General features: G+C 42.0%; 14 protein-coding genes. 10 read left to right on the plus strand and 4 right to left on the minus strand.

Features of this window, described 5'->3' with window-relative positions:
• Positions 1-156: 156 nt before the first annotated feature.
• The 5 genes from AO498_RS16955 to AO498_RS08180 all read left to right on the plus strand — a co-directional run bounded on the left by AO498_RS16955 (position 157) and on the right by AO498_RS08180 (position 6,933).
• A complete protein-coding gene (locus tag AO498_RS16955; RefSeq protein WP_082792203.1) occupies positions 157-2,418 on the plus strand; it encodes an Rv1355c family protein in 2,262 nt (753 codons plus the stop codon).
• Positions 2,418-3,128 carry a hypothetical protein gene (locus AO498_RS08165; protein WP_067545832.1) on the plus strand — a complete coding sequence of 237 codons (711 nt, stop codon included), beginning with the start codon at positions 2,418-2,420 and terminating at the stop codon, positions 3,126-3,128. Before AO498_RS16955 ends, AO498_RS08165 begins: the two co-directional genes overlap by 1 nt.
• Positions 3,125-5,233 (plus strand): sensor histidine kinase, encoded by a 2,109-nt coding sequence (locus tag AO498_RS08170; RefSeq protein ID WP_067545835.1) that lies wholly within the window; start codon positions 3,125-3,127, stop codon positions 5,231-5,233. The genes AO498_RS08165 and AO498_RS08170 overlap by 4 nt, the downstream gene beginning before the upstream one ends.
• On the plus strand, positions 5,226-6,323 hold the full coding sequence (locus AO498_RS08175) for a hybrid sensor histidine kinase/response regulator (protein ID WP_067545838.1): 1,098 nt from the start codon (positions 5,226-5,228) through the stop codon (positions 6,321-6,323). Before AO498_RS08170 ends, AO498_RS08175 begins: the two co-directional genes overlap by 8 nt.
• Before the next feature lie 70 nt (positions 6,324-6,393).
• Positions 6,394-6,933 (plus strand): inorganic diphosphatase, encoded by a 540-nt coding sequence (locus AO498_RS08180; protein ID WP_067545841.1) that lies wholly within the window; start codon positions 6,394-6,396, stop codon positions 6,931-6,933.
• A 17-nt stretch (positions 6,934-6,950) separates the two neighbouring features.
• On the opposite strand, the gene AO498_RS08185 is transcribed toward AO498_RS08180, so the two are convergent.
• Both AO498_RS08185 and AO498_RS08190 read right to left on the minus strand, forming a co-directional pair.
• Complete coding sequence (locus AO498_RS08185; RefSeq protein WP_067545843.1) at positions 6,951-7,409, minus strand: hypothetical protein; 459 nt, start codon at positions 7,407-7,409, stop codon at positions 6,951-6,953.
• On the minus strand, positions 7,396-8,001 hold the full coding sequence (locus AO498_RS08190) for an acyl carrier protein phosphodiesterase (RefSeq protein ID WP_067545846.1): 606 nt from the start codon (positions 7,999-8,001) through the stop codon (positions 7,396-7,398). The genes AO498_RS08185 and AO498_RS08190 overlap by 14 nt, the downstream gene beginning before the upstream one ends.
• A gap of 63 nt (positions 8,002-8,064) precedes the next feature.
• Between AO498_RS08190 and AO498_RS08195 the strand changes: the two genes are divergently transcribed.
• Entirely contained in the window at positions 8,065-9,990 is a 1,926-nt protein-coding gene (locus AO498_RS08195) for an AAA domain-containing protein (protein WP_067545849.1), read from the plus strand.
• Positions 9,991-10,158: 168 nt separating this feature from the next.
• Here AO498_RS08195 and AO498_RS08200 read toward each other — a convergent pair whose 3' ends face one another.
• Positions 10,159-11,301, minus strand: a complete 1,143-nt coding sequence (locus tag AO498_RS08200) for a DEAD/DEAH box helicase (RefSeq protein ID WP_067545852.1) — start codon at positions 11,299-11,301, stop codon at positions 10,159-10,161.
• A gap of 289 nt (positions 11,302-11,590) precedes the next feature.
• On the opposite strand from AO498_RS08200, the gene AO498_RS08205 reads away from it, so the two are divergent.
• The 3 genes from AO498_RS08205 to AO498_RS08215 all read left to right on the plus strand — a co-directional run bounded on the left by AO498_RS08205 (position 11,591) and on the right by AO498_RS08215 (position 16,158).
• Positions 11,591-14,131, plus strand: coding sequence for a DUF7133 domain-containing protein (locus AO498_RS08205; RefSeq protein WP_067550355.1), 2,541 nt, complete (start codon positions 11,591-11,593; stop codon positions 14,129-14,131).
• A gap of 13 nt (positions 14,132-14,144) precedes the next feature.
• A complete protein-coding gene (locus AO498_RS08210) occupies positions 14,145-15,239 on the plus strand; it encodes a sugar phosphate isomerase/epimerase family protein (RefSeq protein ID WP_067545855.1) in 1,095 nt (364 codons plus the stop codon).
• Positions 15,240-15,363: 124 nt separating this feature from the next.
• Positions 15,364-16,158, plus strand: coding sequence for an SDR family NAD(P)-dependent oxidoreductase (locus tag AO498_RS08215; RefSeq protein ID WP_067545856.1), 795 nt, complete (start codon positions 15,364-15,366; stop codon positions 16,156-16,158).
• Between the two features lie 122 nt (positions 16,159-16,280).
• Here AO498_RS08215 and AO498_RS08220 read toward each other — a convergent pair whose 3' ends face one another.
• Positions 16,281-17,612 carry a GntP family permease gene (locus AO498_RS08220; RefSeq protein ID WP_067545859.1) on the minus strand — a complete coding sequence of 444 codons (1,332 nt, stop codon included), beginning with the start codon at positions 17,610-17,612 and terminating at the stop codon, positions 16,281-16,283.
• Positions 17,613-17,787: 175 nt separating this feature from the next.
• Between AO498_RS08220 and AO498_RS08225 the strand changes: the two genes are divergently transcribed.
• Positions 17,788-19,827 (plus strand): family 20 glycosylhydrolase, encoded by a 2,040-nt coding sequence (locus tag AO498_RS08225; protein ID WP_067545862.1) that lies wholly within the window; start codon positions 17,788-17,790, stop codon positions 19,825-19,827.
• The last annotated feature ends 244 nt before the right edge of the window (positions 19,828-20,071 follow it).

The raw sequence follows: 20,071 nt of genomic DNA on the forward strand, positions 1-20,071 counted from the left end.
CTCCTAAATAATCCTTTTTGAAGCAAAAAAGCAAACTTTCTAATCCATATGAGGTTTTTCAAATAATTTCATTTCCATAAAAAATGTAGAATAAGTGTATAAGAAATGTTTAAGATTTTTATCTTTAACTAATTTTAATAATCACCCAACTAAACCATGCTAGCTAATTCTGTCGGAAAAAGAGATCTATCTGTTTTTCCAGAATTATTAAACCCTGAAGATTCAGAGGATTGGAAACGAATTTGTGATTTAAGATCAAATTCTACGGTTTTCATTTCAGATGAAATATTCTCCCAAGTATCGGATTTAATTAAAGCAAATCATCCAGAAAGTCAGTTAACCAAAGATCAATTGGGGCTGAGAGTGGAAGAGTTTTTTGCTGAAATTGAATCTGATAAGTACGGTAATTGGTTTTATTATCCTTGGAAAAATGTTCTAGTTCATTTACTTCCAGAGGAGGATTTCATAAAAGTTAGGACCATCAGGAATAATTACAAAATCACCCCTTTAGAGCAAGAATTATTAGCTAAGAAGAAAGTAGGGATTGTAGGATTGTCTGTAGGTCAAAGTGTTGCCCTTGCCATGGCATTGGAAAGGAGCTGCGGAGAAATGAGGTTGGCTGATTTTGATACCCTAGAGCTAAGTAATTTAAATCGCATTAAGGCGGGGGTTACTAGTCTTGGAGTTGAGAAATTGGTGATTGCTGCGCGAGAAATCTCTGAAATTGATCCATACTTAAAGCTGACACTTTTTAGAGAAGGTGTTCATGAATGGAATGTTGAAGATTTCTTAACAAGGGATGGAGTTTTGGATCTGTTGGTTGATGAATGTGATAGTTTCGATATAAAAATCCTCTTAAGAGAGAAAGCCAAAAACCATAGGATTCCAGTTATGATGGATACCTCGGATCGGGGTATGCTTGATATTGAGCGATACGATATTGAACCTGATCGAAAAATTTTTCATGGGTTTTTGGGTGAGGTAGATCCTGAGTCTCTTAAATCTCTTTCAAACACCCAAAAGGTTGCCTTTGGGCTGAAAATTACAGGCTTAGAAACTTTATCTCCTAGAATGAAAGCCTCTTTACTGGAAGTAGGTCAAAGTATTACTTCATGGCCACAATTGGCTTCTGGAGTTTTTTTAGGAGGGGCTTCTGTGTCTCATGTTGCTCGAAAATTACTCATTGGTGAAAAAGTAAAGTCAGGTAGATACTATGTGGATTTGGATGAATTAATCCCTGTAGAGACGGAAACCTTTGAGATTCCGGCCCAAATCACAACTCAAAGCGACTATCATTTACCTACAAATATTCTTCCTTCAGGCTATTTACCAGATAGAAATGAATTACTGGAATTGGTAGAACATGCTAATTATGCTCCTTCCGGAGGCAATGTTCAGCCTTGGATATGGATTTATGATAAAAGAGGTGTACTTCATTTGATTCATGATAGAGTTAGAAGTCATTCCCTTTTGGATTATAAAGGTACAGGTTCATTGATTGCCTTTGGGGCAGCTTTGGAAAACCTTAGGCTTATTTGTGCTCAAAAAGGAATCGAAACCGAAGAGATCTTGCATGCTAATTCATTTGAGGATGATTTGATTGCTAGTATCAGGTTTGTTTCAAAGTCAAAAGAACCTCGACAAAAAGAAAAGGATTTTGAACTTGTAAATGGGATTAAAATTAGATGTACTAATAGAAAGAATCCTTCTCGAAAACTTTTAGATATTCATCAAATGGAGTCCATTAAAGCTTTTTGTCAAAATCCAGATTTTATCCTTGAGGAAATTCAGGAAATGGATCAATTGGAGAATTTGGCGAAAGTTATTGGGGGAATGGACCGTATGCGACTCTTCCATCAGCAAGGTCTCAAGGACTTCATTCATGAAATCCGATGGAATGATCAAGAAGCATTCGAAACAAAAGACGGAATTGATGTCGCCACTTTAGAACTTAATGGAACGGAGAAAGCTGCAATGGGATTATTAAAGGATCCTCGAACTGTAAGTTTCTTTAGAAAATTTTTTATGGGTTATGGTTTGACCAAAATTTCGAAAGCCACCATAACATCTTCGTCTGCCATGTTTTTATTGAGTGGAAAAGATTTTTCACCAAAGTCTTATTTGCAAGCAGGTAAGATTTTGCAAAAGATCTGGCTTTGGACAAATCTTAATGGGATAAGCTTTCAACCTGTCACTGCTTCACTCTTTATTTTTCATCGCGTGTTAAAGGAAAATGATCATGGATTTACCGAGGCAGAAAAAAAAGAAATCGTGGAATTGAAAGAATCCTTTAATTTGATTTTTAATAAAGGTGGTAAAATGGAGGAATTATTTATGTTTAGAGTAAATTTCGCCGGAGAGCCAACAGTTAGATCATTCAGAAGGGATGTAGCTCAAACCCTAAAATTCCTTGATTAATGTTTACATTCAATGCTTTCAGAGCTATAGATGAACCTGATATTTGTGACCAATTTATCGAAGGCCATGCAAATGTCCTGCGAGAATATGGTGTTACAAAGGTCACTTCATCCAATAACGAGTGGAAGTTTAATCCATTTGTTTATGTAGTTACTGTGCATGAGGATGCGACTGGAAAAGTAGTCAGTGGTTTACGCATTCATATATCTTCTCCAGATTATCCATTACCCTTGGAGGGAGCGATTTCTCAAGTGGATATGAGGATTCAAGATTTAGTGACAGAGTACCGTGAGGCAGGTGGAACGGGGGAAATCGGTGGGCTTTGGAATAGTAGGGCAATCTCAGGATATGGGATTGGGGCGTTATTTTTATCCAGAACCTCTCTTGTGATCGCGGAACAGCTCAATGTGCCTTCCTTATTTGCCTTATGTGCAGAGTATACACTTAAACCAACTTTGCAAAAAGGATTTGAGATCGAGGAGAAAATTGGGAATAATGGTACATTTTTTTATCCCAAATTGGATTTAGTTGCCACACTGGCTGTTCTAAAAGATGTGAAAAATCTTCCTTTAGCACTTAAAGAAGAAAGAGATTATATTTTTGATCTAAGGGCAGATTTAGTCTCGAAAAAAATTGAAGAAACACCCAAAGGACCAATTGAGATTAACTATAATTTGAAAATTAAAAGCCCGAATTGGAGAACCAAATGATTATTTTAATCTATTCCCTGTTTACTTTCCTATTTCCAGATTTTTCAGAAATAATTCTTGAAAATGAGCATCAAATCAAAAGTTACGAGTATTTAATCCAAGAAGATGAAGTATCTGATATTTCAGAGATTATCGGTTCAAAGGATTTTACTTTACTTGAGAATCAAAATATCAATTTTGGGATTAATAAGGATGTGGTTTGGTTAAGGTATAGTCTCACCAACAATACCACTAACAAAGAGAAGTACTTGTTTATAAACAACCCCTCCTTAGATAATTTGAATCTTTATGTGGTCCAAAATGGGTATGTGATTCAGGAGTTTTCCGGTGGTAGACTAGAGGAGTTTTCAAATAAAGTTATCCCTTCAAAAAACATAATTTTTAGAATAAACTTGCCCTTAAATGAACAAGTTTATGTGTACCTCAAAGTTTCCAGTATCAATAAAACAATCATCACAGCTTCAGTAAATGACCTTCCTGTCATTGAAACTCTAATTAATAGAGAGAATATAGTTTTTGGTGTTTTTACTGGGATTATCGTTGGTTTATTCTTTTACAATCTATTCTTGTTCTTTTCGGTAAGGGACAAGATCTATTTGATTTATGTAATTCATACCTTATTTGTTTGGTTTGCGCAATCCTCCATTTTGGGTTATACGAATGAACTTCTTTGGCCAGAATCAATTTGGCTTAAACTTAAAGCAGGTGTTATTTTTTCGTCATTGGTAAGTATAGCAGGCATCTGGTTTCTTCAGGTGTTTTTATCAACCAAGTCTTTTGTTCCTAAACTAGATAAGGGATTCTTATTCATTTACGGGGTGTATTCCTTTATCCTCGTTAATGCATTCTTTTTATCCATCACGTTGAGTTATCAGGTCCTGCTGGTGACACAGTCCATTGTCGTCTTATATGTGTTGGTGGTTGCATTTTCTGTGCTCAAATTGGGATATAGCCCGGCGAGATATTACCTCTTGGCCTGGTCCATATTTATGATTGGTATTTTCCTTTTTGTGATGAGCGAGATGGGAATTATTCCAACCAATAATTTCACGGCTTACATCATGCCTTTTGGCTCGGCTTTAGAGGTCGTGCTTCTTTCATTTGCTCTAGCGGATAAGATCAATATTCTCAAGCGAGAAAAAGAAGAAGAGCAGTTGGAAAAACTCCGTGTTTTGAGAGAGAATGAAGATTTGATCCGTGAGCAAAATGTGCTCTTGGAAGAAAAAGTCCGAATGAGAACTGACGAATTGGAGCAGGCTCTTAAAAATCTTCAGAGTACTCAAAGTCAATTGGTCAATCAGGAAAAAATGGCTTCACTTGGTCAATTAACTGCAGGGATTGCCCATGAAATCAATAACCCGATCAACTTTGTTAGCTCCAATATTATGCCGCTGAAGCGAGATATTAAGGACATTATGGAGGTGATCGAATTCTATCGCGAATCGGGTGAAAAACAATTCAGTCCTGAGTTAAAGAAGGAAGCCAAAAAATTGGAAGAAGATTTGGAATTGGATTATGTGCTAGAAGAGGTGGATCAGCTTCTTAAGGGCATGGAAGAAGGTGCAAAACGAACCGTTGAAATCGTAAAAGGATTGCGCTTATTCTCCAGAGTAGATGAGCAGGATGTCAAAAAAGTGGATCTTCACGATGGTATCAATAGCACCATTATTTTGCTTAATAGCTCCATTCCAGGAAAAATTCGGATTTTACGTGAGTTTGGCGAACTTCCAATGGTGGAATGTTATGCGGGTAAGATCAACCAGGTATTCATGAATATTATCAATAATGCGGTTCATGCGCTTGCTGATCACCTCGATCAAATTCCTGATCCAAAGATTACGATTCGGACGCATTCTCATCCCGATCATGTGGTAATAGAGATCGAAGATAATGGGCCAGGGATGCCAGCTCATATTAAGCAACGGATTTTTGAACCATTTTTCACGACAAAGCCAGTTGGAAAGGGTACGGGTTTGGGCCTTTCCATAGTTTATTCTATAATTGAAAATCACAAAGGAACTCTGGAAGTAGAAACGGAAGAGGGACGGGGTACAACTTTTATCATTTCGCTTCCTTTACATCAAAACGCCCCTAAGTATGACTGATTTTAAAATTCATGTCCTCTACATAGATGATGAGGATAATAACCTCAAATCTTTTAAAGCAACCTTACGGAAAGATTTTAAAATTTTTACAGCAATTGATGCTGAGGAGGGATTGCGAATAGCTCAGGAGGAAGAAATTCATGTTGTGATCGCCGATCAACGAATGCCTGGTATGACAGGTACTGAGTTTTTTGAAAAAATGGTCGAAATCAATCCTGATCCCATACGTATTCTTTTGACAGGATATTCTGACATCGCAAGTGTCATCGACGCCATCAACAAGGGGGAAGTTTATCGATTTATTGATAAGCCTTGGAATATTGAACAGATCAAAAATTCCATCAAAAATGCTGCGGATATCTTCTTTATGAGAAGGGAGCTTAAAGAGAAAAATCAAAAACTCCAGAAGCTTCACTCAGAGATGAATCAATTTGTGTATAGTCTCTCCCATGAATTAAGAGGCCCTTTAATGAGTATTTCCGGGGTTTCCAAGCTTGCTAAAATGGAAGTTTCGGATCCAAGTGTGATAGAGTTTTTTGAAATGATCGACACTGCGACAGGCAAGTTGGACGATTTTATTTATAAAATGTTAGACTTCTATCGCTCTACCAAGATTGATCATAAGGTTTCTGAAATCAACTTCAAAGAAATCCTAGATCAACAAATGGCGGCGTATAAGGAAAAATTTAATTTATCCGATTTCAAAATTGAAGTTGAGGTTAGGCAGGAGAATTTTTTCTTTTCAGATGATGCTAAAATCCGCGTGATTTTAAATAACCTGTTCAGCAATGCCGTTCAATTCCAAAAAAATCAACCTACTGAAAAACGAATTAGCCTTACTGTGAACGTGACTGATGATCAAGCAGTCATGGTGATTGAAGACAATGGGATTGGGATTGATGAAAAGCATCAAAACGAGGTATTTAACCTATTTGCCAGAGCCACACAAAAAAATGTGGGCACAGGTCTAGGGCTTTACATGGTCAAAGAAGCTGTAGAACAAATGGGAGGCAAAATCCATCTCGAATCCCGATTGCATGAAGGAACCACCATCTCGGTGATTTTACCTAGCATGAATAATAATGGCTGATTTGTTCGGCTGAAGTCAGCCTGGGAGTGTATCTTTGTGACTGGTATTTTTATCCATAATAATTAGTACTATGATCAATCCTTGGCATGATGTCAACATCGGGAAAGACGCTCCCGAGTATGTGATGGGGGTAATTGAGATCCCCAAAGGAAGTAAAGGAAAATACGAATTGGACAAGAAAACAGGCATGCTTTTGCTAGATCGCGTGCTATTTTCTGCAGTTCACTATCCTGCAAATTACGGATTCATTCCACAAACATTTTGTGAAGACCACGATCCGCTGGATATCTTGATCATTTCTCAGATTGATATTCCTTCCATGACTTTGGTAAATGCCAAAGTGATCGGAGTGATGAGAATGATCGATGGCGGGGAGGCAGATGATAAGATTATTGCCGTGGCTGCTGGAGATCAATCTGTGAATTACATCAATGATATCGATGAGTTACCTCCTCACTTGATGAAAGAAGTTCACCGCTTTTTTGAAGATTACAAAAAGCTGGAGAACAAAGAGGTAATCGTGGAGGACTTCCTAGGAAAAGAGGAAGCCTGGAAAATTATCAATGAAAGTATCGAGATGTATGATCGGAATTTCCGAACAAAACGATAAACCGAAGGCCTGAGAAATCAGGCCTTTTTTGTTTTTAGCTGCTGCTTGGCAGCTTTCTTCTTGAGATAAGTGACAAATTCGGTGTAAGCCTCATGCTCATGGTTAGAAATTGCAATGGATTGCTGATCCTGAAAAGCAATGGTGACTTGCCGAAATTCCCTCTTATTGGCGATGACTGTTTCTTCTTCCCAAGCTAAAATTTCTGAAACCGGATAGGCCTTGGTGCTACCTCTTAATGGAAGTTTGATTACAATGTGATCCTTTCCAGCTGAAATAAACCGCCATCCTGCCATCATTTTGACCAAAAGCATTAGCAGAACCAAAGTGATTAAGGTGCAGGCGATCAAATAGAACCAAAGTCCAAAACTTCCTTTGTAGGCAAAATCACGCAGAATTAAAATTAATCCGGTCAGTAAAACCAAAAGTACAAGGCTTAAAGAAATGTAGGTGGAGAGTTTGGGCTTAATGACGACCATGCGTTTTTTGAAGTTCGGTGAGTTTTTCTCGGGCAAAAGTCCTCAAATCCTCGAAAAAAGCGAAGAAAATCACTTCAAATTCCTGTTCTTTTTCCTTTAACACGGCTGTCGCTTCGTTCATCTTGGAGTCGAATTTTGACCTTCGGGTCAATCCGTTGAGTGCTCGTTGAATTCCCTCATGACTTCCATAGGCTACTAGCCAGTTTTGGTTTTTCATCCAATTCAACATCTGATTGAAATCCTCTGGAAGCTGATCATGGTATTGTTCCATCAGATCATAGGTTTTGATTGCGAAATTTTCCAGAGGTTGATTGGAATACGTGGACCAGTTTTTTGCAAGGAAATAATCAAAGAAAATATCACTTATTACAGTAGAATAATGCCGGAATTTCGGTCTCAGATAGCTTTGTCCTGCTTTTACCAAGGGATGAGTATCGGTGAAAGTGTCGATTTCTCGATGAAGCATAATCCCCATCTGGATTCCTTCCTCGTACAAATGCAAATCCCTTCCCTTAATGAAATCTGCCGCAAAATTTCCAACAAGAATTTTCTCTTGATCAAAGGATAAATAAGCATGTGCAAGAAAATTCATGATTTATAGCGAAAGCGAAAACCGCGGGACTTTTATGTAGTTTGTACCCTAAATTACCGATTGATGCCGAATTACCTCGAAGAATTAAAGTTGGGCTTAAAACTTCTCAAATTGGAGTGGCAAGAAGACCTAGCTCAGTACAAAAAGAAATTCTTAAATACGACCGTTGCTGACAAGAAGAAGGAGGGCATTACTTGGCATCCTATTTTGCTCAAGAAGACCAAAATTGGGATGGGGGAGCGATTGATTGTGGAGGTGGAGCGGACCGATACTCAGTACCCTTCAGCATTTTCTTCAGGTAAATCCGTTTCTTTTTTTTCTACTCAAGAAGGATTCCATGGTTCGGAATTTCGAGTAAATGGAGTGGTCAATCAGGCGAAAAGAGATTCCCTAATCGTCACCCTTCAGGCAGATGAAGTTCCGGATTGGATGGACTCAGGCAGGTTGGGAGTAGACTTACTCTTCGACGAGGCAAGTTATCGAGAAATGGAAGCGGCTCTTAAAAAGGTGATTTCTTCCGAGGTTCCCCGGCTAACCGAGCTTCGAGAAATAGCTTATGGAGAAAAAAGTCCAAAATTTAAAGATATCAACCAGGTTCAACTGGAGGGGTTGAATTTTTCCCAAAATCTAGCCTGTCAAAAAATAGAGTCCGCCCAAGATTTTGCGATTGTACATGGACCTCCTGGAACTGGAAAAACGACTACTTTGATTGCGGCCATTCAGCAGGCTGTCGCTCTAAATCAGCGAATATTGGTGACAGCACCTAGTAATGCAGCTGTGGATTTACTTGTAGAAAAGTTAGTCGATCGAGGAATTCAAACCCTTCGATTGGGGCACCCTGCTCGGGTGGAGGAGAAAATTCTCAATCAAACCTTGGATGCCAAAATTGCTTTTCACGACAGCTATCGAGATCTAAAAAAACTCAGAAAGGAAACCGAATCTTACCTTCGCTTGGCCAAGCAATACAAGCGTAACTTTGGTCCAGAGGAGCGTGCACAGCGGAAACTGATGTATCAGGAAGTGTCCCGAATTCGTGAGGCCGCTGAGCATTTGGAGGATTATATTCGAACAGATATTTATCAGCGAACTCAGGTTTTTGCCAGCACCTTGGTTGGATCCTCCTCCCATCATTTGAAAGGGATAGTATTCGATGTCGTTTTTATCGATGAAGCTGCCCAAGGATTGGAGGCAGCTACTTGGATTCCTATCTTGAAGGCCAAAAAAGTGGTGTTTGCTGGGGATCATTGCCAGTTGCCTCCGACTATCAAATCCTATGATGCGGCAAAACAGGGCTTATCTACTACACTTTTTGAAAAAATAATTCGGCGACAGCCTCAAACAGCGCAAATGCTACAGGTTCAATACCGAATGCCAGAGGCCATCATGGGCTTTTCCAATCAGCACTTTTACGATGGGAAATTGGAAGCTGCTCCAAATACGCAGTTTCATGCATTCAGTCCGGAAGAAGCCGTATTAGAATGGATCGATACAGCAGGGTCAGGATATACCGATCAGCAGGAGGCCGAAAGTTTGAGCACATTTAATCCTGAGGAAGCTCGATTTGCATGCACCTATCTCAATGATACTGTTAAACGGATTGGGTTTGGTTTGTTCAAGGAAAAAGGCTGGTCTATTGGCTTAATTGCTCCGTATTCTGCCCAGGTCAGAAGGCTACGTCATTTGATTTTTGAAACCTATGAATTCCCCAATCTGAAAGCATTTGCGGATTTGATAACCATCGATACTGTGGATGGATTTCAAGGACAAGAGCGAGACTTGATGTTGATCTCCTTGACGAGATCCAATGAGAAGGGAGAAATCGGGTTTTTGGCCGATGAGCGAAGAATGAATGTGGCAATCACCCGTGCCAAACGTAAGTTGATCCTAATCGGAGATAGCAGTACACTGGCTCAGAATCCTTTTTTTGATGAATTGATTCGATATGTGGAGACCTCGGGATCCTATCGAAGTGTCTGGGAGTTTTTGTAGAAGGCAGGGGAAATGGATTCCATGCATCAAGAGGCAGGTAACCGATTGATGGATTCATTGCTTTCATTGCTCTTGTAATTATTACTAGCGAGTGAAAGCTAAACCCAACAACTCGCCTTTTTGGGTGTAGGGTAGATTCAATTCCAAAATTCATTGGATTTAAAATCCTTACTCCGTGATTTTTCCAAAATCTTCTTCATGGATTAGTTTCAGCCATTTTCCCATTTTCTTTTGAATCACCTTAAAATGATGGAGCTCTTCCGGGGTGATAAGTGAAACTGCTTCTCCCTCCATGCCTGCTCTACCGGTACGTCCGATTCGGTGAATATAGTCCTTGGGAGATCGAGGAAGCTCGTAATTGATCACCAAAGGAAGAGCCTGAATGTCAATTCCCCTTGCAGCCAAGTCAGTGGCTACTAATACCCGGATTTTCCCGGATTTAAATTTGGCTAAGGCTTCCATTCTTGCCCCTTGACTTTTATCTCCATGAAAAGCAACTGCAGGGATGCCGTTTTTACTGAGCTTGCCGACTACATTGTCAGCGGTGCGGATTGAGGATGTGAAAATCAAAATTTGCTTCCAATCTCCCGATTGAATGAATTGCCGGAGGAAGGGTCCTTTTGTTTCGGGACTGACTCGATAGGCGCTTTGTTTGATCAAGTCTGGAGTAAAATCTTCTGCCGCTACTTGGATTTTAACCGGTTCACGGAGCAATTTTTGGATCAGTTCTTCCACCTCTTGATCCATGGTTGCAGAAAATAAAACGGTCTGTTTTTTCTTAGGTACTTGAGCTAAAATCCGATCCATTTCCTCTCGGAAGCCCATTTGTAGCACTTTATCAGCTTCATCAATGACCAGCATTTTAATCCGATCAATACTCACCGCATTTCGCTCGATCAAATCAAGTAATCGGCCTGGAGTAGCTATCAAGATTTCTGTGCCTCCAAGTTTGATCATTTGGGGATTGATAGAAACACCCCCAAATACAGCTAAAGATTTGATCCTACGGGGTAAAAATCGGCTGAAGTTTTCGGCGACTTCTCCCACTTGCACCGCCAATTCCCGAGTTGGAACCATAACCAACACTTGGATGGCTCGATCATTAGGGGCTTCTTTCGCAAGTAATTGTTGAAGAATAGGAAGGATGTATGCGGCAGTTTTTCCCGAACCTGTGGGTGCTAATCCCAAGACATCTTTCCCTTTTAAAAGTAGAGGAATTGCTTCCACTTGAATCGGATAGGGTTGGGTGTATTCGGCACGTTGGATGGAACTAATCAGTTCCGGATTCAGACCTAGATCGGCAAAACTCATGGGGTTGATTTTTTACAAAGGTAGGGATGTCTGGTAAAAGCTAATGCTAGCGTCCTAAAGTCACGGTGATTGACCGAATTTGATCTGAATTTTCACCTTCTGTCAAATGATCTTGTAATTCAAGTCAAATAAAAGCAAATTGGAAAGTGCCTATTGAGGCTGTTCTTCAAGGGGTTCCAAATTCATTCAACCGATGAATTTTTTTCTTATTCAAGATGATAAAGGTCATTTTGAAAGAAAAAAGAACTTGAATTCAGCTTTCGCTTTAAACCCAAAATTTCCGATTACTATGTGCCGAAGTGCGTTGTGGATTTGTGTTGCTAGTTTGTTGCTTATTTGTTCTTGCCAAAATCCGGGACCCTTACCGGAAACCCCGGATAGTCCTGCTCGAACCCCGGAGGAGGAAGCCTTGACCTTTCAGATCGAAGATGGATTTGAGGTGCAGTTGGTTGCCTCGGAACCGCTCGTGGAGGCACCTGTTCACATTCAGTTTGATGAGGATGGCAGACTTTGGGTACTGGAAATGCGGGGCTACATGAATGATATGGAGGGTTCCGAAGAAAATCTACCCGTCGGCTCAGTGGCTATTCTTGAAGATACCGATGGAGATGGGGAAATGGACCGACGGACGGTCTATTTGGATTCGCTTTTTATGCCTCGCTCCTTGGGTTTATATAAAAATGGAGCCTTGGTGGCAGAAAATCATGCACTTTGGTGGACAGAAGATACCGATGGGGATTGGAAGGCTGATCTAAAGGTGCTGGTAGATTCTACATATTCGGCAAATGGCCTTCCGGAGCATTCGGATAATGGCTTTGTTCGAAATGCAGACAATTGGTATTACAGCGCTAAATCACGCCTTCGATACAAGCGTATGGGGGACAACTGGATTCGAGATTCAACCGAGTTTAGAGGTCAATGGGGCATCACCCAAGATGACGAAGGCAGGCTGATTTACAATTACAATTGGTCCCAACTCCATGGGGATTTGGTGCCTGCCAACTATCTGTCTCGAAATCCCAACCATCAACCCACTTCCGGAATCGATCATGGATACACGATCGATAGACGTGTTTATCCGATTCGCTCCAATTTAGCGGTCAACCGAGGGTATATCCCCGGTACGTTGGATTCCGCTAATCGTCTTCTGGAATTTACGTCTGCCTGTTCTCCGATAATCAATCGAAGCCATCTTTTCCCTGAAGAATATTATGGAAATGTTTTTGTCTTAGAAAATGCCGGAAACCTCGTAAAGCGAAACGTTGTGAAGCAAAATGGGATTTTGGTGGAGGCATTTGATCCCAATCCCGGAAGAGAATTCATGGCGTCCACGGATGAGCGATTTCGTCCGACTCACGGGACTTTTGGGCCTGATGGGGGATTTTATTTAGTGGATATGTATCAGGGGATCGTTCAGCATGGGGCTTACATGACGGACTACCTTAGAGAAAAAATACTTGAGCGTAAGCTAGATTCACCCGGGCATATGGGACGGATATGGCGAATAGTTCCGAAAGGAGCCAAGTTGCAAGGGGCTCCAAAGCTTTCTCAGGCCAGTACAGGAGAATTGGTAGCTTACCTTTCGCATCCTGATGGCTGGTATCGGGATATGGCACAGCGTTTATTGGTTGATAAATTAGAACCAACCGCCATTCCTCTTTTGGAAAATATGCTCAAATCCCAAGGTCAGGAGTTGGCAAAGTTTCATGCACTTTGGACTTTAGAAGGGATGGGAGAGTTAAGCCCGGAAATTTTATTGGAGGCTTTAAATGACCCAAGTGATTTAGTGAAAGTCACTGCCCTGAGGCAATTGGAAACATTTGCGCTCGCGGAATCGGAGATTCAAGTACAAGTTGGGGAGCGGGCAAGTCAACTCGCTGAAAACGCATCTGAAAAATTAGCCCTTCAATTGGCCCTAAGTGCTTATTCATTCCCAAGTGCCTCCAGCAATTTAATCCTTCAATCCATCCTGCAAAAATACGGGCACTTAGCACTCATTCGGGATGCTGTGATGAGTAGTTTGGCAAATCGAGAATGGGAGTTTTTGCAATCCTTGATCGATCATCCCAATTGGCAGGATCAGAATTCTGATCGGGAAATTGTTCTTGAAATGCTAGCAGGAGCAATCTTGAAAAAAGGTGATTCAAACCAAATATTAGCACTTTTTGAGGTTTTAAATTCAACCCCAGGAACTTGGAAAAAGGAGGTCATCCTCAATGGTCTTGCGATTAAAGCTGGAGAATTGGAAGAAGCCGGCGCTATTCGATTGGCAGAAAAACCTAAGTTTTTGGATCAGGACCTCCCCCTTGATCCCAGCAGAAAGCAATTTCTTTTGCGGGCCTTTTCCTGGCCAGGATTTAAGCCTTCAGCGGCAAGTCATGGCGAATCAATTTTGGATGAAAAGGGGATGAAGCTTTTTGCCGAAGGCCGGCAGAAATACCTGACTTCTTGCTCGGGCTGCCACGGAAATAACGGAAAAGGAGCTTCCCGAATGGGGCCTCCTCTAGCAGGTTCTGAATGGGTGCTAGGAGATGAAGTTCGACTTAGCTTGATCTTACTGCATGGAATCGAAGGTCCAATCGAGGTTGCCGGCAAGAAATACGATGCTCCTGAAATTTTACCTGTGATGCCCTCTCATTCTACCTTGGATGACGGAAGTATTGCGGCGATTCTGACCTATATTCGAAATGAATGGGGAAATCAAGCCCCTACAGTTACAGGACGTACGGTTGGATCAACTCGCGTACTTAACCAAGGTCGTGTTTATCCCTGGTCTGCCGCCGAACTGAACGCCCATATTCAAAAATCCGCCTCTAACCCCAAACCCTAAGCCCAATAAGCCTATGATAACCCAAGACCCCAGTTTGCTTTCATCCCATGGAAGAAGAGCATTTCTAAAAAAATCAGCACTTGCCACAGCTGCATTAGCTTGGCCATTTGCGGCATTGCCGGAAAGTTTACGAGGGGTTTCGATGGGGGTGGTCGTGCATTCTTATGGTGCGAGATGGGGTTCAAAGATGGAAAGCGAAACTTATCCGGGCTTTAGTGATGCCTTGGATTTGATGCGTCATTGCCATGCGATCGGCGCGGGAGGAATCCAGACCACGGTTGGAGGATGGGCAGAGGATTTTGCAAAAAAAGTCCGTGACGAGCGAGAGAAGCTCGGAATGTATCTCGAGGGAAGCATTGCTTTGCCCAAAGATGAAACCGATTTAGCAAGGTTTGAAAAAGAGGTGCAAATGGCCAAGGAGGCAGGAGCTACTGTGCTCCGTTCGGTTTGCCTGAGTGGAAGACGATATGAAAATTTCAAAACGGAAGAGGAATGGAAGTCTTTTCAAGCGAAATCCCTAAAATCCATTCAACTTGCTGAAGCTGTAGTTCGAAAGCAGCAAGTTCGTTTGGCTATTGAAAATCATAAAGATTGGAGGGCTGCTGAACTCGCCCAAATTATCCGAAACCTAAGCAGTGAATGGGTAGGAGTGACCTTGGATTTTGGGAATAATGTTTCCCTGCTGGAGGATCCCATGGAAGTGATTCGAACCTTGGCACCTTTTGCCTTTTCTACCCATGTCAAGGATATGGGAGTGAAAGCCTATGAAAAGGGCTTTTTACTTTCAGAAGTTGAATTGGGACAAGGAATTGTGGATTTAAAGGAAGCGGTGGATTTATGCAAAAAATACAATCCTCAAGTTACTTTCAGCTTGGAAATGATTACCCGTGATCCCTTGGAAGTCCCTTGTTTGGAGGAAAGCTATTGGGTTACTTTTGATGAGGATAAAGCAAAAGACCTCGCAAAAATTCTCCGGTGGGTTCGTGATCGATCCTTTCCAGGAGACTTGCCTTCTGTCAAAAACCTCGATTCAGAGGGAAGGCTAGCCTTCGAAGAAGAAAACGTGGTAAAGTGTCTTTCTTATTCCCGAAAAGAGCTTATGTTTTAAATTAGAAATACGAGATACAGGTGCCTTATTACCCTCCGTCGTACTTACTTTATTGAAATGCTAATCACAATCAGCTGTGGACTGTTGTCTGTAGACTGTTGACAAATCAAAAACCAAAAATCCAATGTCCACCCTCGACTTCTCTCAACTCCCCGGTCTTTCCATTTTTTCACTCAAAGGTAAATCTGCCATCATCACGGGAGGAACCAAAGGCCTTGGCTTGGCTATGGCTGCTGGGCTTGCTTCAGCAGGTGCCAATGTCCTTTTGGTTTCCCGAAATGCTTCCGATGGCGCTGAGGCGGCAGCAGAAATTGCATCGCACTATGGAGTCAAGGCCATGACTTTTGCTGCAGACGTAGCTGATCAGTCGGGGATGGAAGCCATGGCGAAGTTTGCCTTTGATGCTTTTGGCAGGATCGATATCCTGATCAATTCTGCTGGGATTAATATCCGAGGAGCAATCGATGAACTTTCACAGGAAGATTTTTCCAAAGTGATGGAAGTAAATGTCAATGGCACTTGGTTAGCTTGTCGAGCGGTAACGCCTTTCATGAAGGAGCAACAAAAAGGAGCCATCATCAATTTGGCCAGTACTTTAGGATTGGTGGGACTGGCTAACCGAACCCCTTACACAGCGAGCAAAGGTGCTGTGGTGCAGATGACCCGAGCTTTGGCGTTGGAACTTGCACCTTGGAACATTAATGTGAATGCGATTTGCCCGGGACCGTTTTTGACGGAAATGAATCTACCGATTGCAGATACCGAGGAAGGGAAAAAGTTTGTGGTTGGAGCCACTGCTTTGGGGCGCTGGGGAGAACTGAAAGAAATCCAAGGAGCTGCCATTTTCTTGGCCTCAGATGCGGCGACTTACATGGTGGGTTCGATGGTGACCGTGGATGGAGGTTGGACAGCCAGGTAGGTTGGAAAAAATATAAGCATCTTCCTTTTTTAAGGCTTATTTACAATCAAGTGTTTAAAAATCATAGCCTTGCAGATTAGAAGTTCAAACTCTAATCTGCAAGGCTAATTCTTTAATTGATCTTAACCGAGAAAAATACTCAAGATATAAACCAAGCAAATTGCGGTAATTCCAGCAATCAAGGTTCCCATGCTGTGGGATTGATTTCCCTGTTTGGTAGTCATTCCTGAGAGTTGCGTGACCACCCAAAATCCGCTGTCATTGGCATGGGAAATTCCTAAAGCACCTGCACCGATCGCTACACAGGTAAAGACCTTCATCATTTCAGAATCCAAACCTAAAGGACCCAACATCGGAGCCACGATGGAGGCTGTGGTGATCATTGCTACGGTGGTAGATCCTTGGGCGGTTTTCAATCCAAAGGCAATCAAAAACGGAAGGAAAATTCCCCAATTCGCATCGCTCATCGTGGAGGTTACGAGGTCTCCCACTCCTGAATTTTGAAGCATTTTCCCAAAAACCGCTCCTGCTCCGGTGATCAAAATGACTGGTGCAGAAAGCAAGATTGCCTCCCCAATCCAACCCGAAGAAGACAGGAGTTTGCGGTCAAATTTCTTAGGAAGGGTAAAAGATAAAATCGCTCCAATCAGCAAGGCGATGACAGGTGTGCCAATAAATTGAATGGCCTTGATGATTCCGCCTTCGCCCAAGGGTTTGGTGGGATAGTTGGCGATGGATGCTAAAATGATTAGCACCAATGGAACTAAGATTGGAAGTAAAGCAGATCCGAATTTGGGACGATCCTCGAGTGGAACCGTTTTCTCATCGGTCACTACTTTAGGCTTTAAGGAAATTTTAGTAACCGCTTTTTGGACAAAAATCAACAAAGGAATCAAGGTGAGCAGAGATACTAATCCCCCATAAAAAATGACCAAGCCTAAGTCAGCTCCTAATATTCCTGCGGTAGCAATTGGGCCAGGTGTGGGAGGTACCAAGGAATGACTCGCCATGGCGCCTAAGGAAACAGCCACAATCGTAGCGGCATAGGACAAGGAGCTTTTGGAAGCCAAAGACTTCGCGATGGGATTCATCATGATGATCGTACTGTCTCCAAAAACCGGGATGGAAAGCACCCAGCTGCTCAACATCAGGGAAAGATTCACCGATTTTTCCCCAACCCATTTCAAAACTTTTTCAGCTATGACCAAGGCTCCTCCTGTTTTTTCAAGGAAAGTACCCAAAATCACACCTAGCAAAATCAGCAATCCTACGCTTCCCATCACTCCGCCAAATCCTTCCGAGATAGATTTGAGGATCAGCTCGGTATCCATCCCCATCATTAATCCATAAATGATCGCTCCCAAAAACAGAGCTAAAAAAGGATGGATGTCAAACTTGATTATGGAAATTAAAATCAAGGCGAGTGCCGCCAGGATAATCAAAAGAGTTAGCATTTCGGTGTGTTTCGGGTTTATTGGAAAGGCAAGGAGAATCCAGTCTCCCAGCGAATTCTAAAAATTAAGGAAAAAAGCCTAAAACCAAAGTCCGGTCATGGATTTTAGCCTTGTATCCATTCATCTGTCGGTTTTTCTGGCCTTTATTTCTATTTTATGTGGAAATCCTCCTGCTATGAAAAATTTTATTTCTGGGCTATTCCTAATCCTTATCATCCTGCATTCAGCCTGCGATTCCTCTCCGAAAATGGCGAGCTATGAATTACTCCCCAGTCCTCGTGAACTCTCCATTTCCGGTCAATCGGAATTGGATATAAATCTGGTGGAGAAAGCTGCCATGCAGGCGAAAGAACTAATGCTCGAAAAAGGAGATCTAAGTACCGTGAAGGAGATTTCCTTTCAATTGATAACAGGAGGCGATGAATCCTCAGAAAGTTATCAGTTGGAAATTACCAAAGATCAAATTCGAATCCAGGCTTCCACTTCAGCTGGGCTTTGGTATGGCCTGATGACCTTGAATCAAATTATTCAAGATGCCAAAGATCAAGATGCTTCTTTGCCAATTCTTTCCATTAAGGACGAACCTGCCTTGGCTTATCGGGCCGTTCACTTGGATGTCAAGCACCATTTGGAGAAAAAGGAATACTATTTCGAATTGATGGATCGATTTGCAGCCTTAAAAATCAATGCCGTCATCGTCGAAATCGAGGACAAACTGAAATACGAACGTCAGCCGAAAGTGGGTTCTTCGGATGCTTTTACCATTCCTGAATGGAGAGAACTTAGCGAGTTTGCGATGGCTAGAAATATCCGAATCAGTCCTTTGGTGCAAGGCTTGGGGCACGCTTCCTTTATTCTCAAGCATCCTGAATACATTCCCCTTCGCGATGATCCCGAAAGTGACTGGGCATTTAATCCCCTAAACGAAGAAACCTACCAAGTTCAATTTGATCTGTATGAAGATGCCTTGGAAGCTTTTCCGTATGCCAACTATTTGCATGTGGGAGGGGATGAGGTGCATACTACGGGAAGGAACTCCGGCAAATCTCCTCTCGAACTCCAGTTGATCTGGCTCAATCGGGTCAGTGAATATGCTGCGCAAAAGGGACTTACTCCGATTTTTTGGGATGATATGCCACTCAAAAATGCAGAGGTCTATCGTTCCATTTACGATTCTAAGCTTAATCAAGCCCAAGTGGATAGCATCTGGTCAGTCAATGAACCCAACCTCAATAAGTACATTGATCTCTTTCCGAAAAACTGTGTCTACATGCGCTGGAATTATGATATGCCGGAGTCTCCGGGAAATAACAGGGCAATTCAATGGTTTACAGACCATGGCTTAAAAGTCATGGGGGCTACAGCGGGACAAACGCGTTGGAATCTGATGCCTCAAGACCAAAGCAACACGAATAACATTCGAGATTTTGCGCTGATTTCAATCCGGAATAAAGCCGATGGATTGCTATTGACGCTTTGGGATGATGATTCTCCGCACTTCGAATTGTATCAGCGAGGAATTGCACTTTTTGCGGAATATACTTGGGCAGGAGAAAAGCGATCGGTCGAGCAGCTCCATCAAGCCTATCGACAGCGAGCTTTTGGTCCAGCCTTGGCCACCACCAATCAGGATTTTATCAATGCCTTGGAGGGCCCTGTGGCGGAATGGAAAAATTTGCTTTTGGAGAACAAACGCGATCGTAATCGCCTCCGAAATTTGGATAGTCCGCTTGATCAGGCGATTCTTCCATTTCCGAATTTGGATTCAGCTGGTACTTGGACGGAGAAAAATGCATCCAAGATCGCCCAAGCTCAAACCAATTTGGCTAGGGTAGATTCCATTCTAGCTCAAATTCAGGAGGCCAAAAAATCTGCCCTTCGAAATACCTATCAGCTTGAGGTTTATGAGCAGGTGGCTCAGGTGGTTCAATTTTCAAATCGGGCGATCTTGACTTTGGCCGAATTGGATGAACCCAGCGGAGAAAAGCGAGAAGTAGCCATGTCTAAACTTCAGCAAATGGAAGCGGAGTGGGCTTCTATTCAATCTAAAGTCGAAGAAGTCTATGGCAAAACCCGGCAGTTGAACAAACCTTCCGATTACATTCTTGATCAAGACCATCACCATCACCTCGCCAATCAAGCGTTGGCTTTTAAGGATTGGCAATTTTATGTGGAGGGCTTGTTTTTAGAAAAGTTGAAGCGGGAGATCAAGTAAGTATTAGACTTGTCAGGTTTTCAAAACCTGACAGGTCTTTTTGATTTGGAATTTTTTTTTTGGAAATCGATCGTGCCTTCAGCACTCGGCAAAATAATGATTCTTTAATCCCAGAATTGAGTTCTGGGCTATTACAGGAAATGCCTTTGGTATTTATTCAAGTGCTATTTGAATATATAGGCACCAAAGGTGCGATTTGTAATAGCCCCAAATTGAATTTGGGGCAAAACCAGAAGTAATTTTT

Source organism: Algoriphagus sanaruensis (assembly GCF_001593605.1).
GTDB classification, from domain to species: domain Bacteria; phylum Bacteroidota; class Bacteroidia; order Cytophagales; family Cyclobacteriaceae; genus Algoriphagus; species Algoriphagus sanaruensis.

Excerpts from the sequence above, each read along its gene's own strand:
- AO498_RS08200 (WP_067545852.1), bottom strand. The coding sequence starts at position 11,301 with ATGAGTTTTGCCGATCTAGGTCTGAATCCGGAACTGATTAGTTCCATC.
- AO498_RS08195 (WP_067545849.1), top strand. The coding sequence starts at position 8,065 with ATGCCGAATTACCTCGAAGAATTAAAGTTGGGCTTAAAACTTCTCAAA.
- AO498_RS08190 (WP_067545846.1), bottom strand. The coding sequence starts at position 8,001 with ATGAATTTTCTTGCACATGCTTATTTATCCTTTGATCAAGAGAAAATT.
- AO498_RS08215 (WP_067545856.1), top strand. The coding sequence starts at position 15,364 with ATGTCCACCCTCGACTTCTCTCAACTCCCCGGTCTTTCCATTTTTTCA.
- AO498_RS08210 (WP_067545855.1), top strand. The coding sequence starts at position 14,145 with ATGATAACCCAAGACCCCAGTTTGCTTTCATCCCATGGAAGAAGAGCA.
- AO498_RS08165 (WP_067545832.1), top strand. The coding sequence starts at position 2,418 with ATGTTTACATTCAATGCTTTCAGAGCTATAGATGAACCTGATATTTGT.
- AO498_RS08225 (WP_067545862.1), top strand. The coding sequence starts at position 17,788 with ATGAAAAATTTTATTTCTGGGCTATTCCTAATCCTTATCATCCTGCAT.
- AO498_RS08205 (WP_067550355.1), top strand. The coding sequence starts at position 11,591 with ATGTGCCGAAGTGCGTTGTGGATTTGTGTTGCTAGTTTGTTGCTTATT.
- AO498_RS08175 (WP_067545838.1), top strand. The coding sequence starts at position 5,226 with ATGACTGATTTTAAAATTCATGTCCTCTACATAGATGATGAGGATAAT.
- AO498_RS08180 (WP_067545841.1), top strand. The coding sequence starts at position 6,394 with ATGATCAATCCTTGGCATGATGTCAACATCGGGAAAGACGCTCCCGAG.
- AO498_RS08185 (WP_067545843.1), bottom strand. The coding sequence starts at position 7,409 with ATGGTCGTCATTAAGCCCAAACTCTCCACCTACATTTCTTTAAGCCTT.
- AO498_RS08170 (WP_067545835.1), top strand. The coding sequence starts at position 3,125 with ATGATTATTTTAATCTATTCCCTGTTTACTTTCCTATTTCCAGATTTT.
- AO498_RS16955 (WP_082792203.1), top strand. The coding sequence starts at position 157 with ATGCTAGCTAATTCTGTCGGAAAAAGAGATCTATCTGTTTTTCCAGAA.
- AO498_RS08220 (WP_067545859.1), bottom strand. The coding sequence starts at position 17,612 with ATGCTAACTCTTTTGATTATCCTGGCGGCACTCGCCTTGATTTTAATT.